The sequence below is a fragment of the Paenibacillus thermoaerophilus genome (assembly GCF_005938195.1).
In the GTDB taxonomy this organism is placed as follows: Bacteria; Bacillota; Bacilli; order Paenibacillales; family Reconciliibacillaceae; genus Paenibacillus_W; species Paenibacillus_W thermoaerophilus.
On record NZ_VCQZ01000027.1, the window covers coordinates 1 to 22,263 of the forward strand.

Here is a 22,263-nt window from a genome sequence, read left to right on the forward strand (position 1 = left end):
GGCACAGTCCGCTCGACTTGCATGTATTAGGCACGCCGCCAGCGTTCGTCCTGAGCCAGGATCAAACTCTCCAAAAAGGTGTTGCTTATCTGGATGAGCTCCATAGCTCATTGCTGACTTTTCAGTCGTTGATCTCTCGCGAGATCGATTGACGCTTCGCACTTGTTCAGTTTTCAAGGAACCTCTTCAAGTCATCCGGGCGATCATCTCGTCCGGCGACAAGAACTAATTTTATCACATTCGCCTCATCATTGCAAGCACTTTTTTTCGACCGTTTCGATCAAATTTCGCGCTTGCCGGAAGCGGCAAAGAGTAATATAGCATAATTCGCAGAGGCATTGCAAGTCTTTTTTAAAGTTTTTTTTCAAAGCCCAAGCCAAGGAGTGTGCCTTGTGATTCAAAATGCCGACCGCCTGCATTTACGCTTCCAAACGGGCTGCGCGATCTTGCAGATCCGCTTCACGCGGGATCGCAGGAGTCGCCGTTTTCGCTGGATGGGGCCGTATCTGATACAAAATATCATTAACGCCGCTGTACCGCCCCTTTCGTATTCGGTTAGCGGTAAAACATAGCACGATCACCGAGCAGCCGGTTCAAAAGCCAGGAAAATCGGGCCTGTAACGATATTTAGTACCGCTATACCCGACGGAGAGCAGCGAATTTGGGGCAATAGCGATAAAAACTATCGTTGCGCCTCTCTCCGGCTGGCAATTGGACAGGGAGCCGAGTCGCAACCGCCATAGCAGGAGCCGGTATTTCCACCAAAATAATGGCCGGGATTCCGCGAAAGGGTCGGCGAGGCGCGAAGGCCGGTGCGATTCCGGCGTTTTCGTCTGCGCGGTTTTCGGCGCTTTTCGGCGGCTTTAGACGGTTTGCTGCGGCTGCCGCGGCGAACTTGGAAGCCGGGCGATTTTCGCTTGCCGGTCGCTTGCTTGCAGCCAGCGGTCCTCGGCTGGAAGCAAAGAAAGGCGATGCATGGCAACCCATACACCGCCATTCCTTTATACACCTTCCAACTTCCTTGTGAGACAAACCGCCTTAATCGGAAGCCGAAGCCCCCGCTTCCTCCTGCTCCAACAACCGTAAGAACGCCGCTTCGTCCTCGATGATCTCGATGCCGAGATCGCGCGCTTTCGCCAGCTTGCTGCCCGCGTTCTCGCCCGCGATCACGAGATGCGTCTTCTTCGACACGCTTCCCGCGATTTTGGCCCCGAGCGCTTCAAGGCGTTTGCCGGCCTCGTCCCGGGTCATCGACGACAGCGTGCCCGTCAGCACGACGGTTTTGCCCGCGAAATATCCCGACGCCGGCACGGCCTTGCGTTCGGCCGCGTGCGGTTCCACGCCGTGCGAGCGCATGCGGGCGATGCTGTCGAGCATGACCGGGTCGCGGAAAAACGTCACGATGCTATCCGCGACGATCTCCCCGATATCCGGAATCGCCAGCAATTGCTCGCGCTCCGCCGCCATCACCGCGTCCAGCGTGCCGAAATGATCGGCAAGCTCCTTCGTCGTCGTCTTGCCCGTATTGGGAATACCCAGCGCATACAGGAACGAAGCCAGATCGCGATGTTTGCTTTTCTCGATGGCGTCCAGCAGATTGCGGGCTTTTTTCTCCCCGAACCGTTCCAATCCGATTAGCTGCTCCATCGTCAACTCGTACAGGTCGGCCGGGTCCCGCAGGCCGCGTTCGTCGTACAACTGCTCGGCCGTCGCCACGCTGAACGTCTCGATATCCATCGCGTCGCGGCTGGCGAAATGCGTGATGCGCCCGATCAACTGCGGCTTGCAGCCGAGACGGTTCGGGCAGTACAGATGCGCGCCGCGCCACTCCAGCGGGCTTCCGCAGGCAGGGCATGTCTCCGGCACCGGAATCTCGCCGCCGTCCTGCTCGTCCGTCACCTTGCCCAATATTTCCGGGATGACGTCGTTCGAGCGGCGGATATAGATCCGCGTGCCCAGCGCGTGCTTCAACCCTTTCCGTTCGATGTCGCCCAGATTGTTGAGCGTACACTGCTGGACCGTCACACCCGCCAGCTCGACCGGCTCGACGGTCGCCACCGGAGTCAGCTTGCCCGTCCGGCCGACTCCCCAATTCACTTCTTTCAGAATCGTCGTCGCTTCTTCCGCTTCGAACTTATACGCGACCGCCCAGCGCGGGAACTTGTCCGTATAGCCGAGCGCTTCGCGCGTGCGCATATCCGTCACCTTCACGACGGCGCCGTCGATCAGATAGTCGAATTCCGAGCGGCGGCGTTCCAGCGATTGCAGTTCGGCCAACACGTCTTCGATCGAATCGAAGAACCGGACATTCGGGTTCACCTTCAACCGGTTATCCCTCAGAAATTGCAGCATGTCCTCGTGATCGGCGAACGAGACGCCCTCGGCGTAGCCTACGTTGTAGAAGAAGGCGTCCAGCTTGCGCTCGGCGGTCACTTGGGGGTTCAGGTTGCGCAGCGCCCCGGCGGCCGCGTTGCGGGCGTTTTTCAGCGGCTCGGCGGCCGTCCGGTTATAAGCCTCCAGCACGGACAAATACATAAACGCCTCGCCCTGAACCTCGATCGTGCCCCCGGTAAAAGGAATGCGCAGCGGAATCGAACGGATCGTCCGCACCTGAGGCAGGATCGCCTCGCCGACGACGCCGTTGCCGCGAGTCGCGGCCTGAACGAGTTCTCCGTCCCGGTACGTGAGGTTCAGGGACAGTCCGTCGAACTTGAGCTCCACGGCGAAACGCACCGGCGGCAGCGGCTCCTCGTCCGGATGCTTGGCGTTGTAGTCGGCCACCAGCCGCTCCACCCGGGCCAGCCACGCGCGCAAATCCTCCTCGCTCTGCGCTTTGTCCAGGCTCCACAGCCGCGCCAGGTGCCGGTGCTGGTCAAACCCCTTCAGCAGCTCCCCGCCGACGCGCCGGGTCGGCGAATCGGGCATCGTGACGCCCGTCTCGGCCTCCAGCGCCACAAGACGATCGTACAGCCGGTCGTATTCGGCATCGCTGATCTGCGGATTGTCGAGCGTGTAGTACAAGTAATTATGGTAGTTCAATTGGTCGATCAGCTCACGCATCTCGTTTAAGGCTTGCTCGATAGCCACCGGATACATCCTTTCCGTTCGGGAGAGTTGGACTCCTAATCATTCTGCCTTCGTGATCGGCGCAAACTTCGCAAGCAATCTCTTGATGCCCGTGGGCGCGGGGAACGCGATCTGCAACTCGGTATCCTCGCCGGAGCCCTTCACGGCAACGACGGTGCCGACGCCCCATTTGCCGTGCGACACCTTATCCCCAACGCTGAACGAATCGACGGGCCGTTCCGACAACCCGACGTGTTTGGTTACGCCGCCCGCCGGCATCGCGCCCGTCCGTCCCGCTCCGGCCGAAGCCGAGCCGAAGCTGCCCGAACCGGAGCCGGCGGACGAGCCGAACCGGCTGCGGGGAGCCGATCCGTAGCCGGAGGAGAGCGTCGAGCCGCCGAAGCCGCCCCTCAGGCCGAAGCCGCGCCCCCCGTTCTCGACCTCGATCAGATGCTCCGGAATCTCGGCGAGAAACCGCGACGGGGGATTGTTGGCCGGCCGGCCGAACAGCGTACGGTACTGCGCACGCGTCAGGTATAGCTGCCGCTCCGCCCGCGTAATGCCGACATACGCCAGCCGCCGTTCCTCCTCCAGTTCCCCGTCGTCCTGGGCGACGCGGCTGTGCGGGAAAATATTCTCTTCCATGCCCGCAATGAATACGACCGGGAACTCCAGCCCCTTGGCGCTGTGCAGCGTCATCAGCACAACCGCGTCCTGGGAATCGCCGCCCCCGCCATCCTCCTCTCCCAACGTGTCAATATCGGAGATCAGAGCCAGATCGGTCAGAAACGCCACCAGCGACTTGTCTTCGTTGCGCCGCTCGAAATCCAGCGTCACCGACAGAAACTCCTCGATATTCTCCAGGCGCGACCTGGATTCGATCGTATTTTCCCGCTGCAGCTCCAGCTTATACTGGGTGCGGTCGAGCATCTGCTCGGTCAGCTCGGTGACGGACAAGTAGTCCACCATCGCGTGCAGGTTGCGGATCAGCTCGCGGAATTCGACCAATGCCGAACGCGCCCTCGGCGTAATGTCGATCAGGTCGAGCTCGTCCAGCAGGGAGAACAGCGACACCCCGCCGCGCGCCGCCGCCGCCTCCACCAGCTTCTCCACCGTCGTGTCGCCGATGCCGCGCTTGGGCACATTGACGATGCGCTGGAAGCTGATGTCGTCGTCCGGGTTCGAGATGAGGCGCAAATACGCCAGCATATCCTTGATTTCCTTGCGCTCGTAGAACCGGATGCCGCCGACGATCTGGTAGGGCACGTCCGATTTGATCAAGATTTCCTCGATTACCCGCGACTGGGCGTTCGTCCGGTACAAAATCGCATGATCGCTGAAGCGCATGCCGTTTCTCTTGTTCTCCAGGATTCGCCCCGCGATATAGTACCCTTCCCCGTGCTCGGAATCCGCTTCGTAGACGCGGATTTTCTCGCCGGGCCCGCGATCGGTCCACAGCTTCTTCGGCTTGCGCCCCGTATTGTTGGCGATGACCCGGTTCGCCGCCTCAAGGATGTTGCCGGTCGAGCGGTAGTTCTGCTCCAGCAGAATGGTCACCGCTTCGGGATAGTCCTTTTCGAAATTCAGAATGTTCGTGATGTCGGCTCCGCGCCAGCGGTAGATCGACTGGTCGCTGTCGCCGACGACGCAGATGTTGCGCGAGCGTTCCGCCAGCATCCGGCACAGCATGTACTGCGCGCGGTTCGTATCTTGATACTCGTCCACGTGCAGATAGCGGAACTTGTTCTGATAATACTCCAGCACCTCGGGCTCCCGGTTGAACAGCTCGATCGTCTGCATGATCAGATCGTCGAAGTCGAGGGAGTTGTTGCTCATCAGCTTTTTCTGATACGCCTTGTAGACCCTGGCCGCGACGGTGTCGTAATAGTCGATCGCCATCTGCTCGAACCGCTCCGCGGACTTCAGTTCGTTTTTGGCCGAGCTGATCGCCGCCTGAATCGCCTTCGGCTCGAACTTCTTCGTGTCCAGGTTCAAGTCCTTCATGCAGCTCCGCACGACCGACAACTGATCCGCCGAATCGAGGATCGTGAAGTTGGACGAATACCCGAGCCGGGAAATATCCCTGCGCAAAATGCGGACGCACATCGAGTGAAACGTCGACACCCAGATGTCCCGGGCGGACGGACCGACCAACTGCTCGACGCGCTCCTGCATCTCCCGGGCCGCCTTGTTCGTGAACGTAATCGCAAGAATGCTCCACGGGGCCGCCTGCCTGGTCGCGATCAGATGCGCGATCCGGTGCGTCAGCACCCGCGTCTTGCCGCTGCCCGCCCCCGCCAGGATCAGCAGAGGGCCGTTCGTCGTCTCGACCGCGCGCCGCTGCTCCGGATTCAGCTTCGCCAGTTGCTCTTGCCATTGTTTTAAATCGTTCATTCCGTACTCTCCTCCGTTCCGCTGCGGAAGGGATTCCCCATACCCGGCATTCGGAACGTATGTTCTCCTGCTATCATGCCATATTCGCCGCAGGGTGACAAGAACCGTCTCACCTGAGAGACGCTTCCGGTTTAACCGCCGCGACCGTCGACAAGGCCGCCTCAAGATTCGCGTAAATGATGTTGCCCACCACGACCGTGTCCGCGACCGCCGCGGCCTGGGCCGCCCGCTCCGGACCGTCGATGCCGCCGCCGTAAAACAGACGGGTCCGGGAAAGCCGGGCCGCCGCCTGTCGGACCGCCTCCATGTCGCCGAACGTCCCGCTGTATTCCACGTAAAAAATCGGAAGCGACAGCAGCTTCTCCGCCAGATCGGCATACGCCGCCAGATCGTCTCCGTCCATCTCCGTATCGGCGCCGGTCAACCTGGCCACGGCCGAATCCGGATTAAGCACGACATACCCTTCTCCGGCCACCTCGCGCCAATCGATCAGCGGCGCGTACGCGCGGATCGCCCGCTGATGCTTGCGCGTGATCCACTCGGCCGACGAAGCGTTCAGCACCATCGGGATCAAATAATGGTCGAATCCCGGCACGATCGCGCCCGGATCGGACACCTCAAGCGCGCAGTCGACCGCAAAACGGCGAACGCGCGACAGCAAATCGATTGTATTCTCCTCCGTGACGCCCGTGCTGCCCCCTACGAGAATGGCATCCGTTCCCGACAGGCACAGACGTTCCAGGTCCTCGTCGCCGATCGGCCGTTCCGGGTCCAGCTTGAACACGTGCCGCCACTCGCGAAATCCCGCATTCATCGTCTCCATGCATCCTTTCGCCGGCCAGTCCGGCTGTTCTGTATCCAGTCTACAGAACGCACGGAGAGAGTGTCAATTTGGCCGGGGAACCAATTGATTCCTCGGCGCGTCCATACCTGCATCCCCGGAAAAAGCAGAACGGCGCAGCGCCGTCTTGCGATCCCCGGCAAACCTTGATAACCTTGACCATAACATCCCAATCGGAGGGGAACATCCCATGAACGAAACCATCGAATTATTGAAACGCCACCGTTCCATCCGCAAATACAAACCCGATCCCGTCAAACCGGAGCACCTTCGGGAAATATTGGCCTGCGCCCAAATGGCGTCGTCGTCCAGCCACATGCAAGCCTACAGCGTCATCGGCGTCACCGATCCGAAGGTGAAAGCGCAGTTCGCCGAATGGTGCGGCGGCCAAGCCTACGTCGCCTCCTGCCCGCTGCTGCTCGTCTGGTGCGCGGATCTGCGCAGACTGGACCGCATCTGCAAGGCGCAGGGAGCCGACTCGTCCGCGGATACGACGGAGAACCTGCTCGTTGCCGTCGTGGACGCCTCGCTCGCCGCGCAGAACGCGGCCGTCGCCGCGGAGTCTCTCGGGCTGGGCATCGTCTACATCGGCAGCCTCCGCAATCGGATCGCCGAGGTCGGCCGGGTGCTGGAGCTGCCGGTTCATACGGTTCCGCTGTTCGGCATGTGCGTCGGCTACCCGGACCAAGCGCCCATGAAGCGCCCCCGGCTGCCCGTCGAGCTGGTCTATCACGAGGAGCGTTACCGCGACATCGCCCCGGACGATCCGGCCCTGCAGCGGTACGACGCCGAGTACAGCGCCTATATGAGCGAGCGCACCGACGGACGGGTCGCGTCCTCCTGGACGGAACAAATGCGGGCCAAGCTGTCCTCGCCGGAACGGCTGCATATGAAGGAATACCTGAACGGACAAGGGCTGGGAAGGCGATGACGGATCGCCGCCTCATCTTCCTCGCCAGCCTGTCCTACCTCGTCATCGGCATGGCCCATGTCGTCGCGGGGGCGGTGCTGGAGCCGATGATGGACGCTTATGCCCTGGACTACTCGGACGGCGGGCAGTTCATCATGAACCAGTTTCTCGGCTTTCTGGCCGGAGTGCTCGCCGGTCCCTGGCTGTCCGGCCGGCTCGGCAGACGCGGGGCCATCTTGCTCGCCCTCGGCGCGCTGGCGGCAACGGAGGCCGTCTACACGGCACTGCCGCCCTGGGGGTGGATGCTCGCCATCGCGCCCGTCGCGGGCTTCGGCTTCGGGCTGACGGAGGCGGTGATCGGCGCCCTTGTGATCGATTCGATCCGGGAGCGCAAAGCATCGGCGATGACGCTTGTCGAGACGTTTTTCGGCGTCGGCGCCCTGCTGATGCCCGCCGCCGCGGCGCTGCTGATCCGATTCGGCAGTTGGCGCCTCGGGTTCCCGCTGATCGCCGTCTCCGCCTTGGCGTCTCTGATTTTATGGAAGCTTGCGCCGAAGGCCGAATCTTCGCCCGCATCCCCAGGGGATGCGGAGGCGGCGGCCCGGAACGGGGGCCGCTACCGGCCCGGCCAGCTTCCTTTTTTGATGTTGGCGATCCTGTACTTTCTCTTTTATGTCGGCATGGAGATGAGCTTCTCCAACTACTTGCCGTCGATTCTCATGGAACGGGCTTCGATGGAGGAAGCTTTCGCAGCGGCGGGCATGAGCCTGTTCTGGGGCACGATGGTTGTCGGCCGATTGTTCGCGGGACGCCTGGCCGAACGGATCGGGTATGTCCGTTATCTGGTCTTCGCCACCGCCGGCGGCTTTTTCTCGCTGCTGCTGATCCGGGTCGCGGAAGGGGCGGCCTGGAGCCTCATGTGGACAGGGATAAACGGATTGGCATGGTCCGGCGTATTCGCCGTCGGGCTCGTCTACGCCAATCGGGTGCTCGCCGGCATGACCGACCGGACGACCAGTCTGCTGGTGGCGTTCGGCGGCGTGGGAGGAGCCCTGTTCCCGAGGCTGAGCGGGTCGATCATGGACCAAGCCGGAGCGGCTTGGGCGTTGGGGTTGTTCGTCGCGCTTGCCGGGGCGATGCTCCTGTGCGCGGCGGCGATGATGGCGGCCGGCCGGCGGCTCGAGCAAGCGGACGGATACGAACGATCCCCGGGCACTCGTGCATCGTCTATAGAATAAATCGAAAAGCCAACCCGAAGGAGGCCGCATCATGCTCCGCCGTCCGATCTCCGCCTTGCTGACCGCCGCTCTTGTTGCCGTATGCGCACCGGCTTGTTTGTCGACGCGCTCGCCCGGATCGTCCGCGCCCTCTCCCGCTCGTCCCTCGTTGCCGCCGGCGGATGTTCCGGTACCCGGCTCCCCCGCCCAGACGCCGACGTCCTCCGCTTCCGATACGCCCCGTCCGCCGGCGAAGCCGTCTCCGACGCCGGATTACCGGCTGCCGATCGTCGGATCGTCCGCCGCGATCACCGGCAAAGCCTGGACCAACATGCTGTCCTGGCGGAAGCGGATCGCGGAGTTTTCGAAGGAGCATCCCGACCGCGTCGTGCTGAACGGCCCGGACCGGCCGCGCGTGGCGCTTACGTTCGACGACGGCCCTGACGACCGCAACACGTTAAGCGTCAAGGAGACGCTGGACCGGTACGGGGTGAAGGGCAGCTTCTTCCTGATCGGGGAGTACGTGCGGCAATATCCCGACGTCGCCAAAAAACTCGCCGACGACGGTCATCTCGTGCTCAGCCACGCTGACCGGCACGTCGAACTGACCAAGGCCGGCGAAGACGAGGTCAAGGCCAGCCTCCGGGACGCGGCTGCCGAGATCAAGCGAGCGATCGGCCGCGAGCCAGCCTGGCTCCGTCCTCCTTACGGCGAGACGGACGAGCGCGTCGTTCAGGCCGCCGCATCCATCGGGTCCGGCATCGCCCTCTGGTCGCTCGATTCGCTCGACTGGTCCCAGACCGAGCCGGAGCCGATCGTCCAAAACGTGCTGGATCACGTTCGCAACGGCGACATCATTCTCCTGCATAGCGGCAAAGACAACGCGGTGACGGCGAAGGCGCTGCCTTCGCTGATCGAAGGCCTGCAAGCGGCCGGCTACGAGCTGGTCGACCTCGCGGCGCTGCTGGACCGGCCGGCTTACTTGGAGTAGCCGGCCGGGGACGGGGGATGGTTACGATCCCGGAAGCGTCTTGAAGGCTTCTTGCCGGAGCGAATGGGCTCCAGACGAGATCGGCCGCACGCCGAGCCCCCGCATGGGGGCTTTTCTGGTTTGGCGTACGCAGCGTCCGGCGAATTCGCGTCACTCTACCCGATATCCGCCGACAGCCGGTCCAGCGGCCCTCCCTCCGCAACCATCGGCTGCACACTGTACACCGAGATCGGAAACATCGGGAAACCCACGTAATACGGCGTAATCTCATACAACTGAAAATAGATCACGAGCGCTTTGTCCGCCAGATAATAGTCCTGATCCGGCCGGATCGACGTAAACGGCTGAAGCGTCTGAATGCCGCGCTGCTGTATTTGCCCGGCCACCTGCTGCGACAAGGCCGCCGCATAACCGGAACCGGGCTTGAACAGATCGCTTAGCTCGTACGCCCGGCCCGTCGACGTATCGAACGTCAGCGACTTCAGGTACGTCATGCCGTGAGCCATCCCCTGGGAATACGTGTAATTGCTCAGCGTCAAGCTGAGAATGCCCCGTTCGTTCGTCTTGATCTCGTATGAACCAAGCGTCTGGGGATTCGTGCCGGTCTGCACCTCCTGCTGCCGCCGAGCGAGCGCCTGTACGGCCTGCCGAATGGCGCGGTTGATCGCATGTTCGGCTGCGGGATTGGAGAGACCGGCCACTTCGGGATAATAAATCTCCGTGCCGGGAGCGCGCAGCGCTTGGGTCCGGATTGCCGCCGGAAGCGTCGGGTAGGTTGCCATCGGGCTCATCCTTTCGACGCGCAAGGGCGTCGCCATTGTTCCCATCAGCATATTCCGGGATAAATGCCGGGGTGACGCAATGCACGCCGATCGGACGGAACAGTTTCCGCTTGTCATTTCAGCCGCGGTCGGGTAGCATAGAAGTAGATTCATTGTTCACGTTAACAATTCCTTATGACGGAGGCTTAGCGATGAAAAAATTCATGGACGAAAACTTCCTGCTGTCCACCCCGACGGCCGTCAAGCTGTACCACGAGTACGCCAAACCGATGCCGATTATCGACTACCACTGCCATCTGAGCCCGCAGGAGATTTACGAAAACAAGACGTATAAAAACATCACCGAAGTCTGGCTGTACGGCGACCATTACAAATGGCGCGCCATGCGCTCGAACGGCGTGGAAGAGCAATTTGTGACGGGCGATGCAAGCGATTACGACAAGTTCCTCGCGTATGCCCGCACCGTGCCGATGACGATCGGCAACCCGCTCTACCATTGGTCGCATCTTGAGCTGCAGCGGTTTTTCGGCGTATACGATCTGCTGAACGAGAAAAACGCCCCCGCCATCTGGGAAAAGGTGAACGCCCAACTGAACAGCCCGGGCTTCGGCGCCCGCGACCTTATCGTCAAATCGAACGTCCGCGTCGTCTGCACGACCGACGATCCGACCGACTCGCTCGAATACCATATCAAAATCAAAGAGCTGCCGGACTTCGACGTGAAGGTTCTGCCTTCGTTCCGGCCCGACAAAGGACTGGAGATCAACCGGCCGACGTTCCTGGAATGGGTCGGCAAGCTGGCCGACGTGTCCGGCATCCGGATCGACAGCTACGGCGCGTTCCTGGCCGCTCTCGAATCCCGCGTGCGCTTCTTCCATTCCGTCGGCGGACGCGTCTCCGATCACGCGCTGGACTATGTGCCGTACGCCGAAGCGACCCGCGAGGAAGTGGACGCGATCTTCGCCAAGGCGCTGCGCGGCGAACCGGTCAGCTTCCACGAAGAGCAGCAGCACAAGACGTATACGCTGATCTTCCTTGGCAAACTGTACGCGGAGCTGGGCTGGGCGATGCAATACCATATTAACGCGGCCCGCAACAACAACGCCCGCATGTTCGCCGAGCTTGGACCGGATACCGGCTTCGACAGCATCAACGACAGCGTGATCGCGCAGCCGCTCGCGAAGCTGCTGTCCGCGCTGGATCGCGACAACAAGCTGCCGCGCACGATTCTGTACTCGCTCAACCCGACGCAAAATCACGTCATCGGCTCGCTGATCGGCTGCTTCCAGGGCGGAGGCATCCCCGGCAAAATTCAATTCGGCTCGGCCTGGTGGTTTAACGATACGAAGGAAGGCATGATCGCGCAGATGAAGGCGCTGGCCGATCTCGGCCTGCTCAGCCGCTTCGTCGGCATGCTGACCGACTCCCGCAGCTTCCTGTCGTATACGCGGCACGAATATTTCCGCCGCATCCTGTGCGATCTGATCGGCGGTTGGGTCGAGAACGGCGAGGTTCCCGAAGACTATGAGCTGCTCGGGGAAATCGTGCAAGGCGTGTCGTACAACAACGCGAATCGGTATTTTAACGAGTTCAAATAAAAATCGCCTTCCGGCATGAGAACAAGAAACGGCGTTCATCCCTGGCACAAACCGGGATGAACGCCGTTTCGCGTGTGGATCCTTGCGGGGCGGCCGGATCAAGCTTCGGCCTCGACCGGCTTCGGCTTGTACAGCCGCTTGACGATCAGCGTCTGGACGATCAAGAACAGTCCGCCGACCGTCCAATAGAGGGGCAGCGCGGCCGGAGCCGCGAACGAGAACAGCCCCATCGCCACGGGCGAGATCCAGCCCATCCAGGCGATCCGCTTCGCCATCTCCGGGTCCGTGCCGATCTGGGACACCTTGAACTGTACGAAATACACGGCGGCGGCCAGCACAGGCAAGATCAGATCGGGATGGCCCAGATCGAACCAAAGAAACGTATGCCGGGCGATCTCCGGCGTTCTCCGGATGGCGTGATAGAAGCCGAATACGATCGGAATCTGCAGCAGCATCGGCAGGCAGCCGATCGCAAGCGGATTATAGCCATGCTTCTGATACAACGCCAGCATCTCGGCCTGCATCTTTTGCCCCGACTCGGGACCGGCGTCCTTGTATTTCTCCTGCAGCCGCTGAAGCTCCGGCTTCATCGCCGCCATCTTCGTCTGCATCTCGGCCTGCTTCTTGCTCTGGTTCAGCATCAGCGGCATAATCGCCAGCCTGACGATCAACGTGGCGGCAATCAACGCGAACCCGTAGCTGCCGCCGAACATCTCCGCAAGCTTCGTGATCGTCCAGGAAAACGGGTATATGACGTAGTGATCGAACAGTCCCGGCGTATCGGCACTAATCGGTTCGCTGGAGATGCCGCAGCCCGCCGGGAGCAGAAGCAGCGGCAAAGCCGCAAGCCGCCGTAACGTGTTTCTCATTGCGATATCCTCCCTGAATGAAACGTGTGGAAATGCGAATCAGGGAGGATAGACAATCCGCATCGTCCTCCGGGGACTCCTTGCGTCTGGCGCCGCTGGTTATCCATCTGCGCAGCGGATGCGGGCCGATCGCACCGGTTACGGCTGCGCCTTGCCGCAAGCGCACTTCCGCTTCGCGGGCCCCGTCGGATCGGGAGCCGGGCAGCGGAACGGCCAGAGGCCGCAGCAGGACGGAATAGAACAAACCAAGCGAGACGACGACCGGAAGCCATTCCAATAAGTCCGCGATAGGTTGTCCCCCCTCTCCGGCCATGCCTTTATCCCGGTATTACGGCAAACATACGAGGACGTTTCAAGACAGCGCCCGCTTCATCCTCGAGCACCCGTCTTTATGCCGGGTTGCTCCTTTCATCATAATACCCGCTCTCCCGATCCGGCAACTTGTCTGTCCGGAAACAAAAAACGGGACGGAGGTTATACCCCGTCCCGCCCGGATCGGCCAACGCTTATTTCTTGATGAACTTCTGGTACGATTCCTTGTATTCGGCCATGATTTTGTCGCCGCCGCTTTTCTTCCATTTTTCCAGCTCGGCTTTGTAGCCGGCTTCGTCGATTTTGCCCATGATATATTTCGTCTGGGCATCCCAGATCAGCGTGTCGAGCTCGGCTCCGCGCTCGGAATACGTAGCGGAAGTCAGCGTCAGCGCCGGGTTGGAGACGATGTATTTGATGCCGTCGGCCTCCATCTTCGTGCCTTTCTCGCCGATCGGCACGTCTTTGAGCGGCTTGACGTTGTAGCCTTCGAGCACGGTCAGGTTGTCGCGGTAAGGCTTGACTTCGCGCTGGAACAAGTTGAAGCCGTCGCCGATAAATTCCGTGCGGTCGTCCGCCGTTTTGCCGTAATGCTTGCCTTCGATGCCGCGCAGCAGCAGAGTCGACATTTCCGGGCTCATCAGTTGGTCCAGGAAGCCGAGCACACGCTTCAGCTCGTCTTCCGTTTTGACCGCCGACTTCGGAATCGCGAGGAAGCCGTTGTTGCCGTTCTCCGAAGAGATGCGGATGCCTTGCGGGCCTTCGAAGTTCGCGACGTCGATGACGGCGTTGGGATTGACTTTGGAGAGACGGTCCTGCTGGCTCTTGCCGTTAGTCGCCACCGCGAAGCGCATTCCGACCTTCTCCGTGTCCATCAGCTTCTCCGCTTCGGTCGTGTCGAGCACCGCAAAGTCTTGGTTGATCAGCTTCTCCGCGTACAGCCTGCGGAACAGGTTCAGCGCCTCCATCATTTGCGGCGTGTCGTGCTCGGGCGTGAAGTTGCCTTCATTATCGACCGCCCATTTGTTGATGCCGCCTTGAGCGACGGCGAAACGCGTCAGCATCGAAGCTTGGCCTTGGTTGTACTTTTTGTGCAGGACGATGCCGTACGTGTCGTTTTTGCCGTTCTGGTCGGGATCGTTCAGCGTAAGCGCCTTCAATACGTTGTACCATTCTTCCGTCGTTTTCGGGAACGGGAGCTTGAGGTTATCCATCCAGTCCTTGCGGTAGACGATCGCGCCGCGGCCCATGTTCCGGAACAGCGGCACCCCGTAGATTTTGCCTTCGATCTTGATGTTCTCGTAGAACTGCGGGTTTTGCGCGCTCAAGTTTTTATAGTCCTTGAGCAGCGGCCCGATCTCCCAGAACAGGCCGGATTGGACCGCGTTGAACACGTTCGGCACGTAGTTCAGCTTCACCAGCTTCGGCATTTCGTTCGAGGCCAGCATGACGTTGATTTTCTCGTCGTACGCCGCGCTCGGAATCCACTGAATGTCCAGCTTCGTATTCGTGAACTTTTCGATCGCCTGCTCCACCTCGTTGCCCTTGGCCGGGATGTCGCCGACTTGCGTAATGGCGATGCTGAGCTGCAGCGGAGTCGTATCGGCCGGCTTCGCCGAAGCCGTCGACGAAGGAGCGGCGGACGGGGACGGCGAACCAGACGAAGCCGGGTTCGAATCGTCCGAGCCGCAAGCGGCAAGGATGGACGTTGCGCCGACGACGACGCCGCAGGCCAGAGACAAACGTGCTTTTTTGTTCATGCGTGCGGACCTCCTGTTTTTTGTAGGATGGGGTGATGCTATTAAAGTGAACGTCGGCGGGAAGCCGCGTTCAACCTTTAACCGAACCGAGCATGACGCCCTTCGCGAAATGTTTTTGCAGGAACGGATATACGACCATGATCGGCAGCGTCGCGAAGACGATAACGGCCATCTTGATGGTCAGCGGCTGGATGTTCATTTCTTCGATGTTGGTGTCGCCGACGCGGCTGTTGGCGTTGATGACGATCTCGCGCAGCAGCACCTGAACCGGCCATTTCTCGTTGTCGTTGATGTACATGATGGCGCTGAAATATTTGTTCCAGTGATCGACCGCGTAGAACAGGGCGAACGTGGCGATGGCCGGGAGCGACAGCGGCAGCACGATGCGGAACAGTACGCCGACGTCGTTGCAGCCGTCGATTTTGGCGGAGTCCTCGAGACCTTCGGGGATGTTCTGGAAGAAGTTTTTGAGGACGATCAGATTAAAAGCGCTGATTGCCGTCGGGATCATCAGGGACCAGAGCGTGTCGATCATGCCCAGCGATTTGACCACGTAATAGGTCGGGATCAGACCGCCGTTGAACAGCATCGTGAACAGGACGCCCATCAGTATCAGTTGGCGGCCCCGCAGCGTTTTGCGGGACAGCGGATAAGCGAGCAGGGAGGTCAGCACCAGATTGATCAGAGTGCCGACCACCGTGACGTAGATCGATACCCCTAGACTTCGCACGAGCGTGTTGGTCGAAAAGATGTACTTGTAAGCGGCCAGGGAGAACTCCTTCGGGTACAGAATGAACCCGCCCTGGGCCACGATGTGCGGCGCCGTAAACGAAACCGCCAGAATATAGATAAACGGGAGGACGCACAACAGCGCGATCACGCTCAGAACCGTGATGTTAAATGCGTCGAAGATCCGGTTGCCCCACGTTTTGTCGTATGGCATCTGCCTGCCTCCTTTGTCGCCGTTCCGGCCGATCCGGAATCGTCAGTATACGCCTTCCTCGCCGAATCGCTTGGCCAGCCAGTTGGCGACGACCACCAGCACGAGACCGACGACCGATTTGAACAGTCCGACCGCGGCGCTGTAGCTGAACTGCGCTTGCGTCAAGCCTTTGACGTAGACGTACGTGTCGAACACTTCGCCGACCTCGCGGTTTGTCGCCGTCAGCATCAGGAAGATATGCTCGAAGCCCGAATCGAGGAAGTTCCCCAGCCGCAATATCAGCAGAATCACGATTGTGCTGCGGATCGCGGGCAGCGTGATGTGCCATAGCTGCCGCCAGCGTCCGGCTCCGTCGATGCGCGCCGCCTCGTACAACTGGAGGTCGACGCCGGCCAGCGCCGCGAGGAAGATGATCGTGCCCCAACCGACTTCCTTCCAGATCGACTGGGTGACGATCATTGTCCGGAACCATTCCGGCTCCAGCAGGAACGGAATCTTCTCGCCCGTCAATTTGAACAACAGCTCGTTGACCGCTCCGCCTTCGGTCGTAAACAGAATGTAGAAAATGCCGACAACGACGACCCAGGACACGAAGTGCGGGATATAAACGAACGTCTGGATGAACCGCTTGAACCGTTCCGACCTCAATTCGTTCAGCATCAGCGCCAGAATGATCGGCAGCGGGAAGAAAAAAATCAGATTATAAATCGCGAGCAGGAACGTATTGCGGAACAGCATCCAGAATTGGTCCTCGCCGAAAAACCGTTCGAAATGCTTGAAGCCCACCCACGGGCTGCCGCTGAAGCCGAGGTGCGGCTTGAAATCCTGGAAGGCCATGATGACGCCGTACATCGGGACATATTTGAAGATGAGGAAAAATAAAATCCCGGGCAGAGCCATCAGATACAACCAGCGGTCTCTCAAGAAGTCGCGAATGATCGGGCTGCGGATGCGACGCCGGGCGGCCTCAACCGGCCGGAATCCGGAATCAGCGTTCGTCTGCATGTCCATCGCGGGGACCTCCCTTCGTATCAATCATCGTTGTTGCCCTCATTATGCGTTGACCTTCCATTGCAAGCTATCCTCCGTTTAGAACTTCATGCGGCCCTTCGCGCTAACCCTCAATCGGCGGGACTGCGGCGGCCCGGGTTAACTTGATTTAACCTTGGCGTTATCCGAATGAAACTACGGCGGCACGCCTTCGCAAGACCCGATCATTCGAATCCAACCGGCATATGTCCCGAGGTTCAAGGTTGATCATCGCCGTTCCGCGCGACTGTTCGCGGCCGTTAAAGAACGGTCACGCCCCCCGAGCGGCCCAAATGCACCGTATCCGCAAAAAAAGACCTGGCGCCGGCAACAATGCCAGCACCCGGCCGCCTGCCGCAAGCCGTCGGTCAATCCGTCTGGACGGCTCCGTTCCGTTCCCGGTACTGCCCCGGCGTCGTTCCGACCACCTTGCGGAAGGTGCGGATAAACGCCGTCGTATTGGAGTAATTCAGCTTTTCGGAGATTTCGGATATTTTCAGGGAGGTCGTATCCAACCACGTTTTCGCCAGATTCATCCGGTACTCGGCCAAATATTCGCTGAACGTCTTGCCCGTCTCCCGCTTGAAGACGCGGCTCAAATAAACCGGGTGGAAGTTCAGCTTCTGCGCGCACCATTCCAGAGTCAGATCCTGGTCGTACCGCTCCTCGACAAGCTTGATGACCTGATTCGCGATATTGACGTATTGCGTCTCGGCCTGCTTGCCGAGGAACGCCACGATCGGTTCCAGCAGCTCGTCCTTGAACCACGCCCGGATGCTGGCGGGCGTGCCCAGCTTCATCAGGCGCTCGTAAGAGACGCCTCCCCCGAGCACCCGGTGCGCGGAGCCGCCCTGCTCCTGCACGATGCGGCACAAGCGGGATACGAATTGCATGAGCAGAATCGGGTATTCCTGCACGGCTATGCCCCTCTCGGCCATCTCCGTCATATAGGCGTCGAAGATTTGAAGCGCCGAGGCGGCATCGCCCGCTTTAAGCGCCTGCACCAGTTGATCCTCGTTCCAACGCAGATGGGTGTAGGCCGCTGCCGCCACCTCGGAATGTCCCGCCGACACATCGTCCAGATGCAGGAGCATGCCGGGTCCTAGATGGAGACGGCTCTTGAGCGCTTCCAGCCCTTCCCGGCTGGCCCGGCGGGCGTCGCAAGGCCGGCTGAACGGCCGGCTGATGCCGATACTGACGGGGATCTGCAGCAGTTCGGCGACTTTCGACTGAATCGATGCCGCGTATCGGAAAAATTCCTCGCGCAGCTCCGCTTCGTCCTCCCGTTCGCTCGCAATCATCGTGAGCTGGGAGTCGCCCTGCAGCACCGGACTGAACCGCCGGTCCGCCGGCAGCAGCTCGCCGACGATGTTGTTGATCGCGAACAGCAGCAGATCCCGGTCCGACTCGCGGTATCGGGTGTCCTGCAGCGAATCGATCTGGAGGACGAGCACGCCGAGCCGTCTCCACCCCGACGGGAAGCCGAACATGCGGCCCCGGGAGTGGAATTCCGAATCGGAGACTTGCCCGGCGAACAGCTTGAGCATCAGAAACTCCGCAAGCTGCCCGAACTGCCCCTGCATCTGGCGCTGCAACTGTTCGCCCGTGCTGAACAGCGCCCGGAACCGCTGCTCGATCGAGACGAACTCGTCCCGGCTTCCGCCCTCGGGCGCGGACACGGAGCCGGTCATCTCGATCAGCCGCTTGATCGGCGAATACATCCTCCGACTGGCGACGGCGGCGATCAGCCCGACGATGACGAGCACGATGCCGCAGGCCACCGCGGTGGCAACGGCGATCTTGCCGGATTGGCCGGATATCTCGCCGATGGAGAAAGCCGACACGTAGATCCAGCCGTTATAGGCCGACTGGCGGTAGGTGAACACCGTCTCGCGTCCGTCCGCCCGGCCGGTTATAAATCCGGGCTTGCCGCCGGATTCCGCCGCCGCCTCCGCAATACGCGCATTAACGGCGCTGTTCGCTTCGGCCAAGCGGTTCGGCAGGAAGCTCCTCCCGTTCCGCTCCAATACGTAAATATCGTTCAGCTCGCCGTTCTCGGAAGTCAGCAGCGTGCTGAAGTGCGTCTTCTCCATCTCGATGACGAGATAGCCCTTCGGCTGCGACGTATACGGGAGAATGGGCAGCTTGTGCACCATCCGGATCGCTCTCGGCGCTTCCGAGGCGTCAACGTCCGCCCCGTCCGCGGGCTCGGCATCGACCGAGATGTCCCAGAACAGGTTGCTGGAATGCGACGCGTATTGCCCGAGCCTCTTGTAGAACGGCACTTGCTCGGGCCGGAGGAACGAGACGAAATTCATCGCCCAATCGTTCTGAATGCCGATCAAATAGCCGTCCGTGATTCCTGGAAGCGTTTGCAAATTATAAAGCCCTTGATACAGGTTGCGAACCCGCTCGAAATCCTCCGCGCTCAGCCGGTCATTGATCGCGGCCGTGACCTGCGGCGAATTGGCATATTGGACCGCGCTCGACTCCAGCGTCTTCATCGCCTGCTCGACTCTCATCTGCGTCTGCAAGAGGAGCTGCAGCTTCCCCTCCACCATGCGCTGCTCGATATCCCCCGTTGCGCTTGCATAGGAGTACACGCCCAGCACCAAAACCGGCACGGCGCCAATAACGATGCCGAATAGAAGCAGCAGTTGCAGATAACGGGGAATCCGGACCACCCGCCCAATTCGGACCCGTTTGGACACGGGAATCGCCCCTTTGAAATTGTGGTGTTTCCTTCCATTTTACACGATCGGACGATTCGGTGACCACTGACAATTAAAAATGGAATTAGCTATATTTTACAAGATTCGCCGCTGCCTTGTCCCCGAACAGCGCGCGCCGTGCTGCTCGATGGCCGTATCGTAACCGCCCGGCATCTCCGCCTTGACAATCCGCAGACGATGGAATATCATTAGATTAAACATTTAGATAATTATCTAATTATTAAACTCCCTAAATTTCGACAAGCCTCCAGGAAGGATGCCAAGCCCATGTCGATCAATCAAGCGTTCAAAGCGCTGTCCGATCCGACTCGGCGCACGATACTCGACCTGCTTCGGGACCGGGACATGACGGCCGGCGAGATCGCCGACCATTTTCAGATGACCAAACCGAGCATCTCCCACCATCTGAACCTCCTGAAGCAAGCCGAACTCGTCAGAGACGAACGGAAAGGCCAGCATATCTTTTACTCGTTGAACACAACCGTGTTTCACGAGCTGATGAAGTGGTTTCTGGAATTTCAGCAGCCGAACAAAACCGGAAAGGATGACAGCAGATGAAATTGAACTCGCTCAAATGGTATTTGATCGCGGCCGCCCTGATCGCGGGATTGATCGTTGCTCCCTACTTGCCGGAGCAAGTTCCCATCCACTTCAACATCCAGGGGGAACCCGACAACTATGCGTCGAAATGGTTTGCGGTGCTGTTCATGCCGGGTCTGATGCTGGCGGTTAACTTGCTGTTTATGTTCTCTCCCAAATACGAATCGAAACGGAACGATCCCCGTCAGCAAAAGGATTTCGAGAAGATCCAGACGATTACGACTGCCGGTTTGCTCCTGCTTCACGGGTTTGTCCTGGCGTTCGGCTACGGGCTGGACATCAACATCGGACGCGTCATCGGACCGGTCGTCGGACTGACCTTTATCGTCATGGGGAACTATATGCCCCGGCTGCGGCCGAACAACCGGTTCGGCATCCGGCTCCCGTCCACCCTGTCGGACGAAACGGTCTGGCGCAAGGTGCATCAAGTGTCGGGACGTCTATATGTGGCCGGCGGCATCCTGCTGGCGCTCACCGCCTTGCTGCCATCTTCGGCCATCCCGTACGTGTTCCTGCCGATCGTGCTGATCACGGCGCTGTTCCCGATCGTCGCGGCCACCCTCATCTCGCGCAGAATGAAACGCGGTTAAAAACGGGAAAGCTTCACGTTATTTTCGGAATCTGCAACCCCCGTCTTCGACAAAAACGCCCCAGAATACTTGGCATAACTTACTTAATTTAGGATGTTATGCCTTTTTTTATGGTTATTCCTTCGTGGTACACTTGAATCGCGGAAGCGCTTCCCACTTCTGGTATTGGCACTCGTGGCAACGTTATTCCCCATCCCTGCGGCGAACGCGGCATATAACCTGGTATGGAGCGATGAATTTAACGGAAGCACCATCGACACCAACAACTGGGTATATGAGATCGGCACCGGCAGCGGAGGTTGGGGGAACAACGAATTGCAATATTACACCAGCCGCCCGGAGAACGCCAGGATCGAAAACGGCAACCTTGGTCATCGAAGCCCGGAAAGAATCCTACGGAGGCATGAACTATACATCGGCCCGCTTGAAGACCCAAGGGAAGAAAAGCTTTAAGTACGGCCGGATCGAAGCCCGAATCAAGCTGCCGAAAGGTCAAGGCCTGTGGCCGGCTTTCTGGACGCTGGGCGCGGATATCGGATCGGTCGGCTGGCCCAAAAGCGGCGAAATCGATATCATGGAGCATGTCAACAACGAAAACAACACGCACGGGTATATCCATTGGGACGTCAACGGCCACGCTTCTTACGGCGGGCCCAGCCACACGATCGACGTAACCCAGTACCACGTCTATTCCATCGAATGGACACCCAGCTCCATCAAGTGGTTCATCGACGGCGTCCCGTTCAAGGAAGCCAATATCGAGAACAACATCAATTCGACGGAAGAGTTCCATAAGGAGCATTTCCTTCTTCTGAACATGGCGGTGGGAGGAAACTGGCCGGGTTCGCCCGATGGCTCGACCGTATTCCCGGCGAAATGTTCGTCGACTACGTACGAGTCTATCAAGACGGAGGCGGAGGCACGCCGCCTACCGACATCGTGTCCGGCGGAACCTACAAATTGATCAACGTGAACAGCGGCAAACGCTGGACGTCTCCTCGTCGGGAACGGCCGACGGCACGAACGTCCAAATCTGGACGGACAACGGCACCGGCGCTCAGAAGTGGAATTTGATCCGATTGCCGTAATGCGTTCGGCACAAGTCGACAAAGGGGCCGTGTCCTTTCGGGGACCGCCCCTTTCCTGTTGTCTGCAGCCGCGGTCAGCCGCCTCTCATCCGCTCGGAAATCCGATTTATTTCTTCATCCGTTAAAGCATCCAGCACGGAATTGCCGGCCATGCGCCGCGCTTCCTGTATGTAGCTGATCCCCCGGTCAATGTCGCCAAGCGCCAAATAAGACCGGCCGATACATATAATCGGCAGCGGGACCTTGTTCGCGAGCGCCCAGTCTTTCGCTTCCAGCGAAGCCCGAATGCAGCCTTCGTAATCTTGCAGGCGATACAGCATATCCCCGATGCCGCTCTGAATCCAATATGCGATGGGATATTTCACGGGATCGTGCCGTACCGGTTCAAGAGCCGATCTCCAATGCATCAACGCAGACTCGTATTCCTGCCGTACCGAGCATGCAATCGCCTTGTTCGACGAAGCCAATGCTTGTTGCTCCAGAACGTCTTGACTCACGCGGTCCCCTCCTGCCCTCGGGTCATTCCTTCTTTCTTTCCATC

The 22,263-nt window shown here is 59.8% G+C and carries 17 protein-coding genes and 1 rRNA gene; 7 read left to right on the forward strand and 11 right to left on the reverse strand.

Annotated elements, in window-relative coordinates:
* The 4 genes from FE781_RS15250 to pcrB all read right to left on the reverse strand — a co-directional run.
* Positions 1-77, reverse strand: a 16S ribosomal RNA gene (locus tag FE781_RS15250); the annotation flags it as partial.
* Between the two features lie 961 nt (positions 78-1,038).
* Positions 1,039-3,060, reverse strand: a complete 2,022-nt coding sequence (gene ligA / locus FE781_RS15255) for an NAD-dependent DNA ligase LigA (protein ID WP_138790511.1) — start codon at positions 3,058-3,060, stop codon at positions 1,039-1,041.
* A 66-nt stretch (positions 3,061-3,126) separates the two neighbouring features.
* Positions 3,127-5,460 (reverse strand): DNA helicase PcrA, encoded by a 2,334-nt coding sequence (gene pcrA, locus FE781_RS15260; protein WP_138790484.1) that lies wholly within the window; start codon positions 5,458-5,460, stop codon positions 3,127-3,129.
* Positions 5,461-5,569: 109 nt separating this feature from the next.
* A complete protein-coding gene (gene pcrB / locus FE781_RS15265) occupies positions 5,570-6,274 on the reverse strand; it encodes a heptaprenylglyceryl phosphate synthase (RefSeq protein WP_379252521.1) in 705 nt (234 codons plus the stop codon).
* A gap of 217 nt (positions 6,275-6,491) precedes the next feature.
* Here pcrB and nfsA point away from each other — a divergent pair, with 217 nt between their 5' ends.
* From nfsA to FE781_RS15280, 3 genes are read left to right on the forward strand one after another with little or no spacing between them, the layout of a single operon-like run.
* Positions 6,492-7,232, forward strand: coding sequence for an oxygen-insensitive NADPH nitroreductase (gene nfsA, locus FE781_RS15270; RefSeq protein WP_138790486.1), 741 nt, complete (start codon positions 6,492-6,494; stop codon positions 7,230-7,232).
* Positions 7,229-8,449 (forward strand): MFS transporter, encoded by a 1,221-nt coding sequence (locus FE781_RS15275; protein ID WP_138790487.1) that lies wholly within the window; start codon positions 7,229-7,231, stop codon positions 8,447-8,449. The genes nfsA and FE781_RS15275 overlap by 4 nt, the downstream gene beginning before the upstream one ends.
* Before the next feature lie 31 nt (positions 8,450-8,480).
* Positions 8,481-9,419, forward strand: a complete 939-nt coding sequence (locus tag FE781_RS15280; RefSeq protein WP_138790488.1) for a polysaccharide deacetylase family protein — start codon at positions 8,481-8,483, stop codon at positions 9,417-9,419.
* A 155-nt stretch (positions 9,420-9,574) separates the two neighbouring features.
* Here FE781_RS15280 and FE781_RS15285 read toward each other — a convergent pair whose 3' ends face one another.
* Positions 9,575-10,201 carry a DUF3298 and DUF4163 domain-containing protein gene (locus tag FE781_RS15285; RefSeq protein ID WP_138790489.1) on the reverse strand — a complete coding sequence of 209 codons (627 nt, stop codon included), beginning with the start codon at positions 10,199-10,201 and terminating at the stop codon, positions 9,575-9,577.
* 191 nt (positions 10,202-10,392) lie between these two features.
* Between FE781_RS15285 and uxaC the strand changes: the two genes are divergently transcribed.
* Entirely contained in the window at positions 10,393-11,799 is a 1,407-nt protein-coding gene (gene uxaC / locus FE781_RS15290; RefSeq protein ID WP_138790490.1) for a glucuronate isomerase, read from the forward strand.
* Between the two features lie 98 nt (positions 11,800-11,897).
* Here the strand turns inward: uxaC and yidC are convergent, their stop codons facing one another.
* The 5 genes from yidC to FE781_RS15315 all read right to left on the reverse strand — a co-directional run bounded on the left by yidC (position 11,898) and on the right by FE781_RS15315 (position 19,423).
* Positions 11,898-12,668: a membrane protein insertase YidC gene (gene yidC / locus FE781_RS15295; RefSeq protein WP_138790491.1), complete on the reverse strand. Its 771-nt coding sequence runs from the start codon at positions 12,666-12,668 to the stop codon at positions 11,898-11,900.
* A gap of 506 nt (positions 12,669-13,174) precedes the next feature.
* Entirely contained in the window at positions 13,175-14,740 is a 1,566-nt protein-coding gene (locus tag FE781_RS15300) for an extracellular solute-binding protein (RefSeq protein ID WP_138790492.1), read from the reverse strand.
* A 70-nt stretch (positions 14,741-14,810) separates the two neighbouring features.
* Positions 14,811-15,683, reverse strand: coding sequence for a carbohydrate ABC transporter permease (locus tag FE781_RS15305; RefSeq protein ID WP_138790493.1), 873 nt, complete (start codon positions 15,681-15,683; stop codon positions 14,811-14,813).
* A 42-nt stretch (positions 15,684-15,725) separates the two neighbouring features.
* A complete protein-coding gene (locus tag FE781_RS15310) occupies positions 15,726-16,688 on the reverse strand; it encodes an ABC transporter permease (protein ID WP_138790512.1) in 963 nt (320 codons plus the stop codon).
* 392 nt (positions 16,689-17,080) lie between these two features.
* Complete coding sequence (locus tag FE781_RS15315; protein WP_138790494.1) at positions 17,081-19,423, reverse strand: helix-turn-helix domain-containing protein; 2,343 nt, start codon at positions 19,421-19,423, stop codon at positions 17,081-17,083.
* 288 nt (positions 19,424-19,711) lie between these two features.
* Between FE781_RS15315 and FE781_RS15320 the strand changes: the two genes are divergently transcribed.
* The 3 genes from FE781_RS15320 (at position 19,712) to FE781_RS18210 (ending at position 21,598) form a co-directional block, all read left to right on the forward strand.
* Complete coding sequence (locus tag FE781_RS15320; RefSeq protein ID WP_138790495.1) at positions 19,712-20,002, forward strand: autorepressor SdpR family transcription factor; 291 nt, start codon at positions 19,712-19,714, stop codon at positions 20,000-20,002.
* Positions 19,999-20,634, forward strand: coding sequence for an SdpI family protein (locus tag FE781_RS15325; protein ID WP_138790496.1), 636 nt, complete (start codon positions 19,999-20,001; stop codon positions 20,632-20,634). The genes FE781_RS15320 and FE781_RS15325 overlap by 4 nt, the downstream gene beginning before the upstream one ends.
* Positions 20,635-21,037: 403 nt before the next feature.
* The gene (locus FE781_RS18210) at positions 21,038-21,598 is read left to right on the forward strand and encodes a glycoside hydrolase family 16 protein (protein ID WP_379252516.1); all 561 of its coding nucleotides are present in this window, start codon (positions 21,038-21,040) and stop codon (positions 21,596-21,598) included.
* Between the two features lie 198 nt (positions 21,599-21,796).
* Here the strand turns inward: FE781_RS18210 and FE781_RS15335 are convergent, their stop codons facing one another.
* Positions 21,797-22,219 (reverse strand): hypothetical protein, encoded by a 423-nt coding sequence (locus tag FE781_RS15335; RefSeq protein WP_138790497.1) that lies wholly within the window; start codon positions 22,217-22,219, stop codon positions 21,797-21,799.
* Positions 22,220-22,263 lie beyond the last annotated feature (44 nt).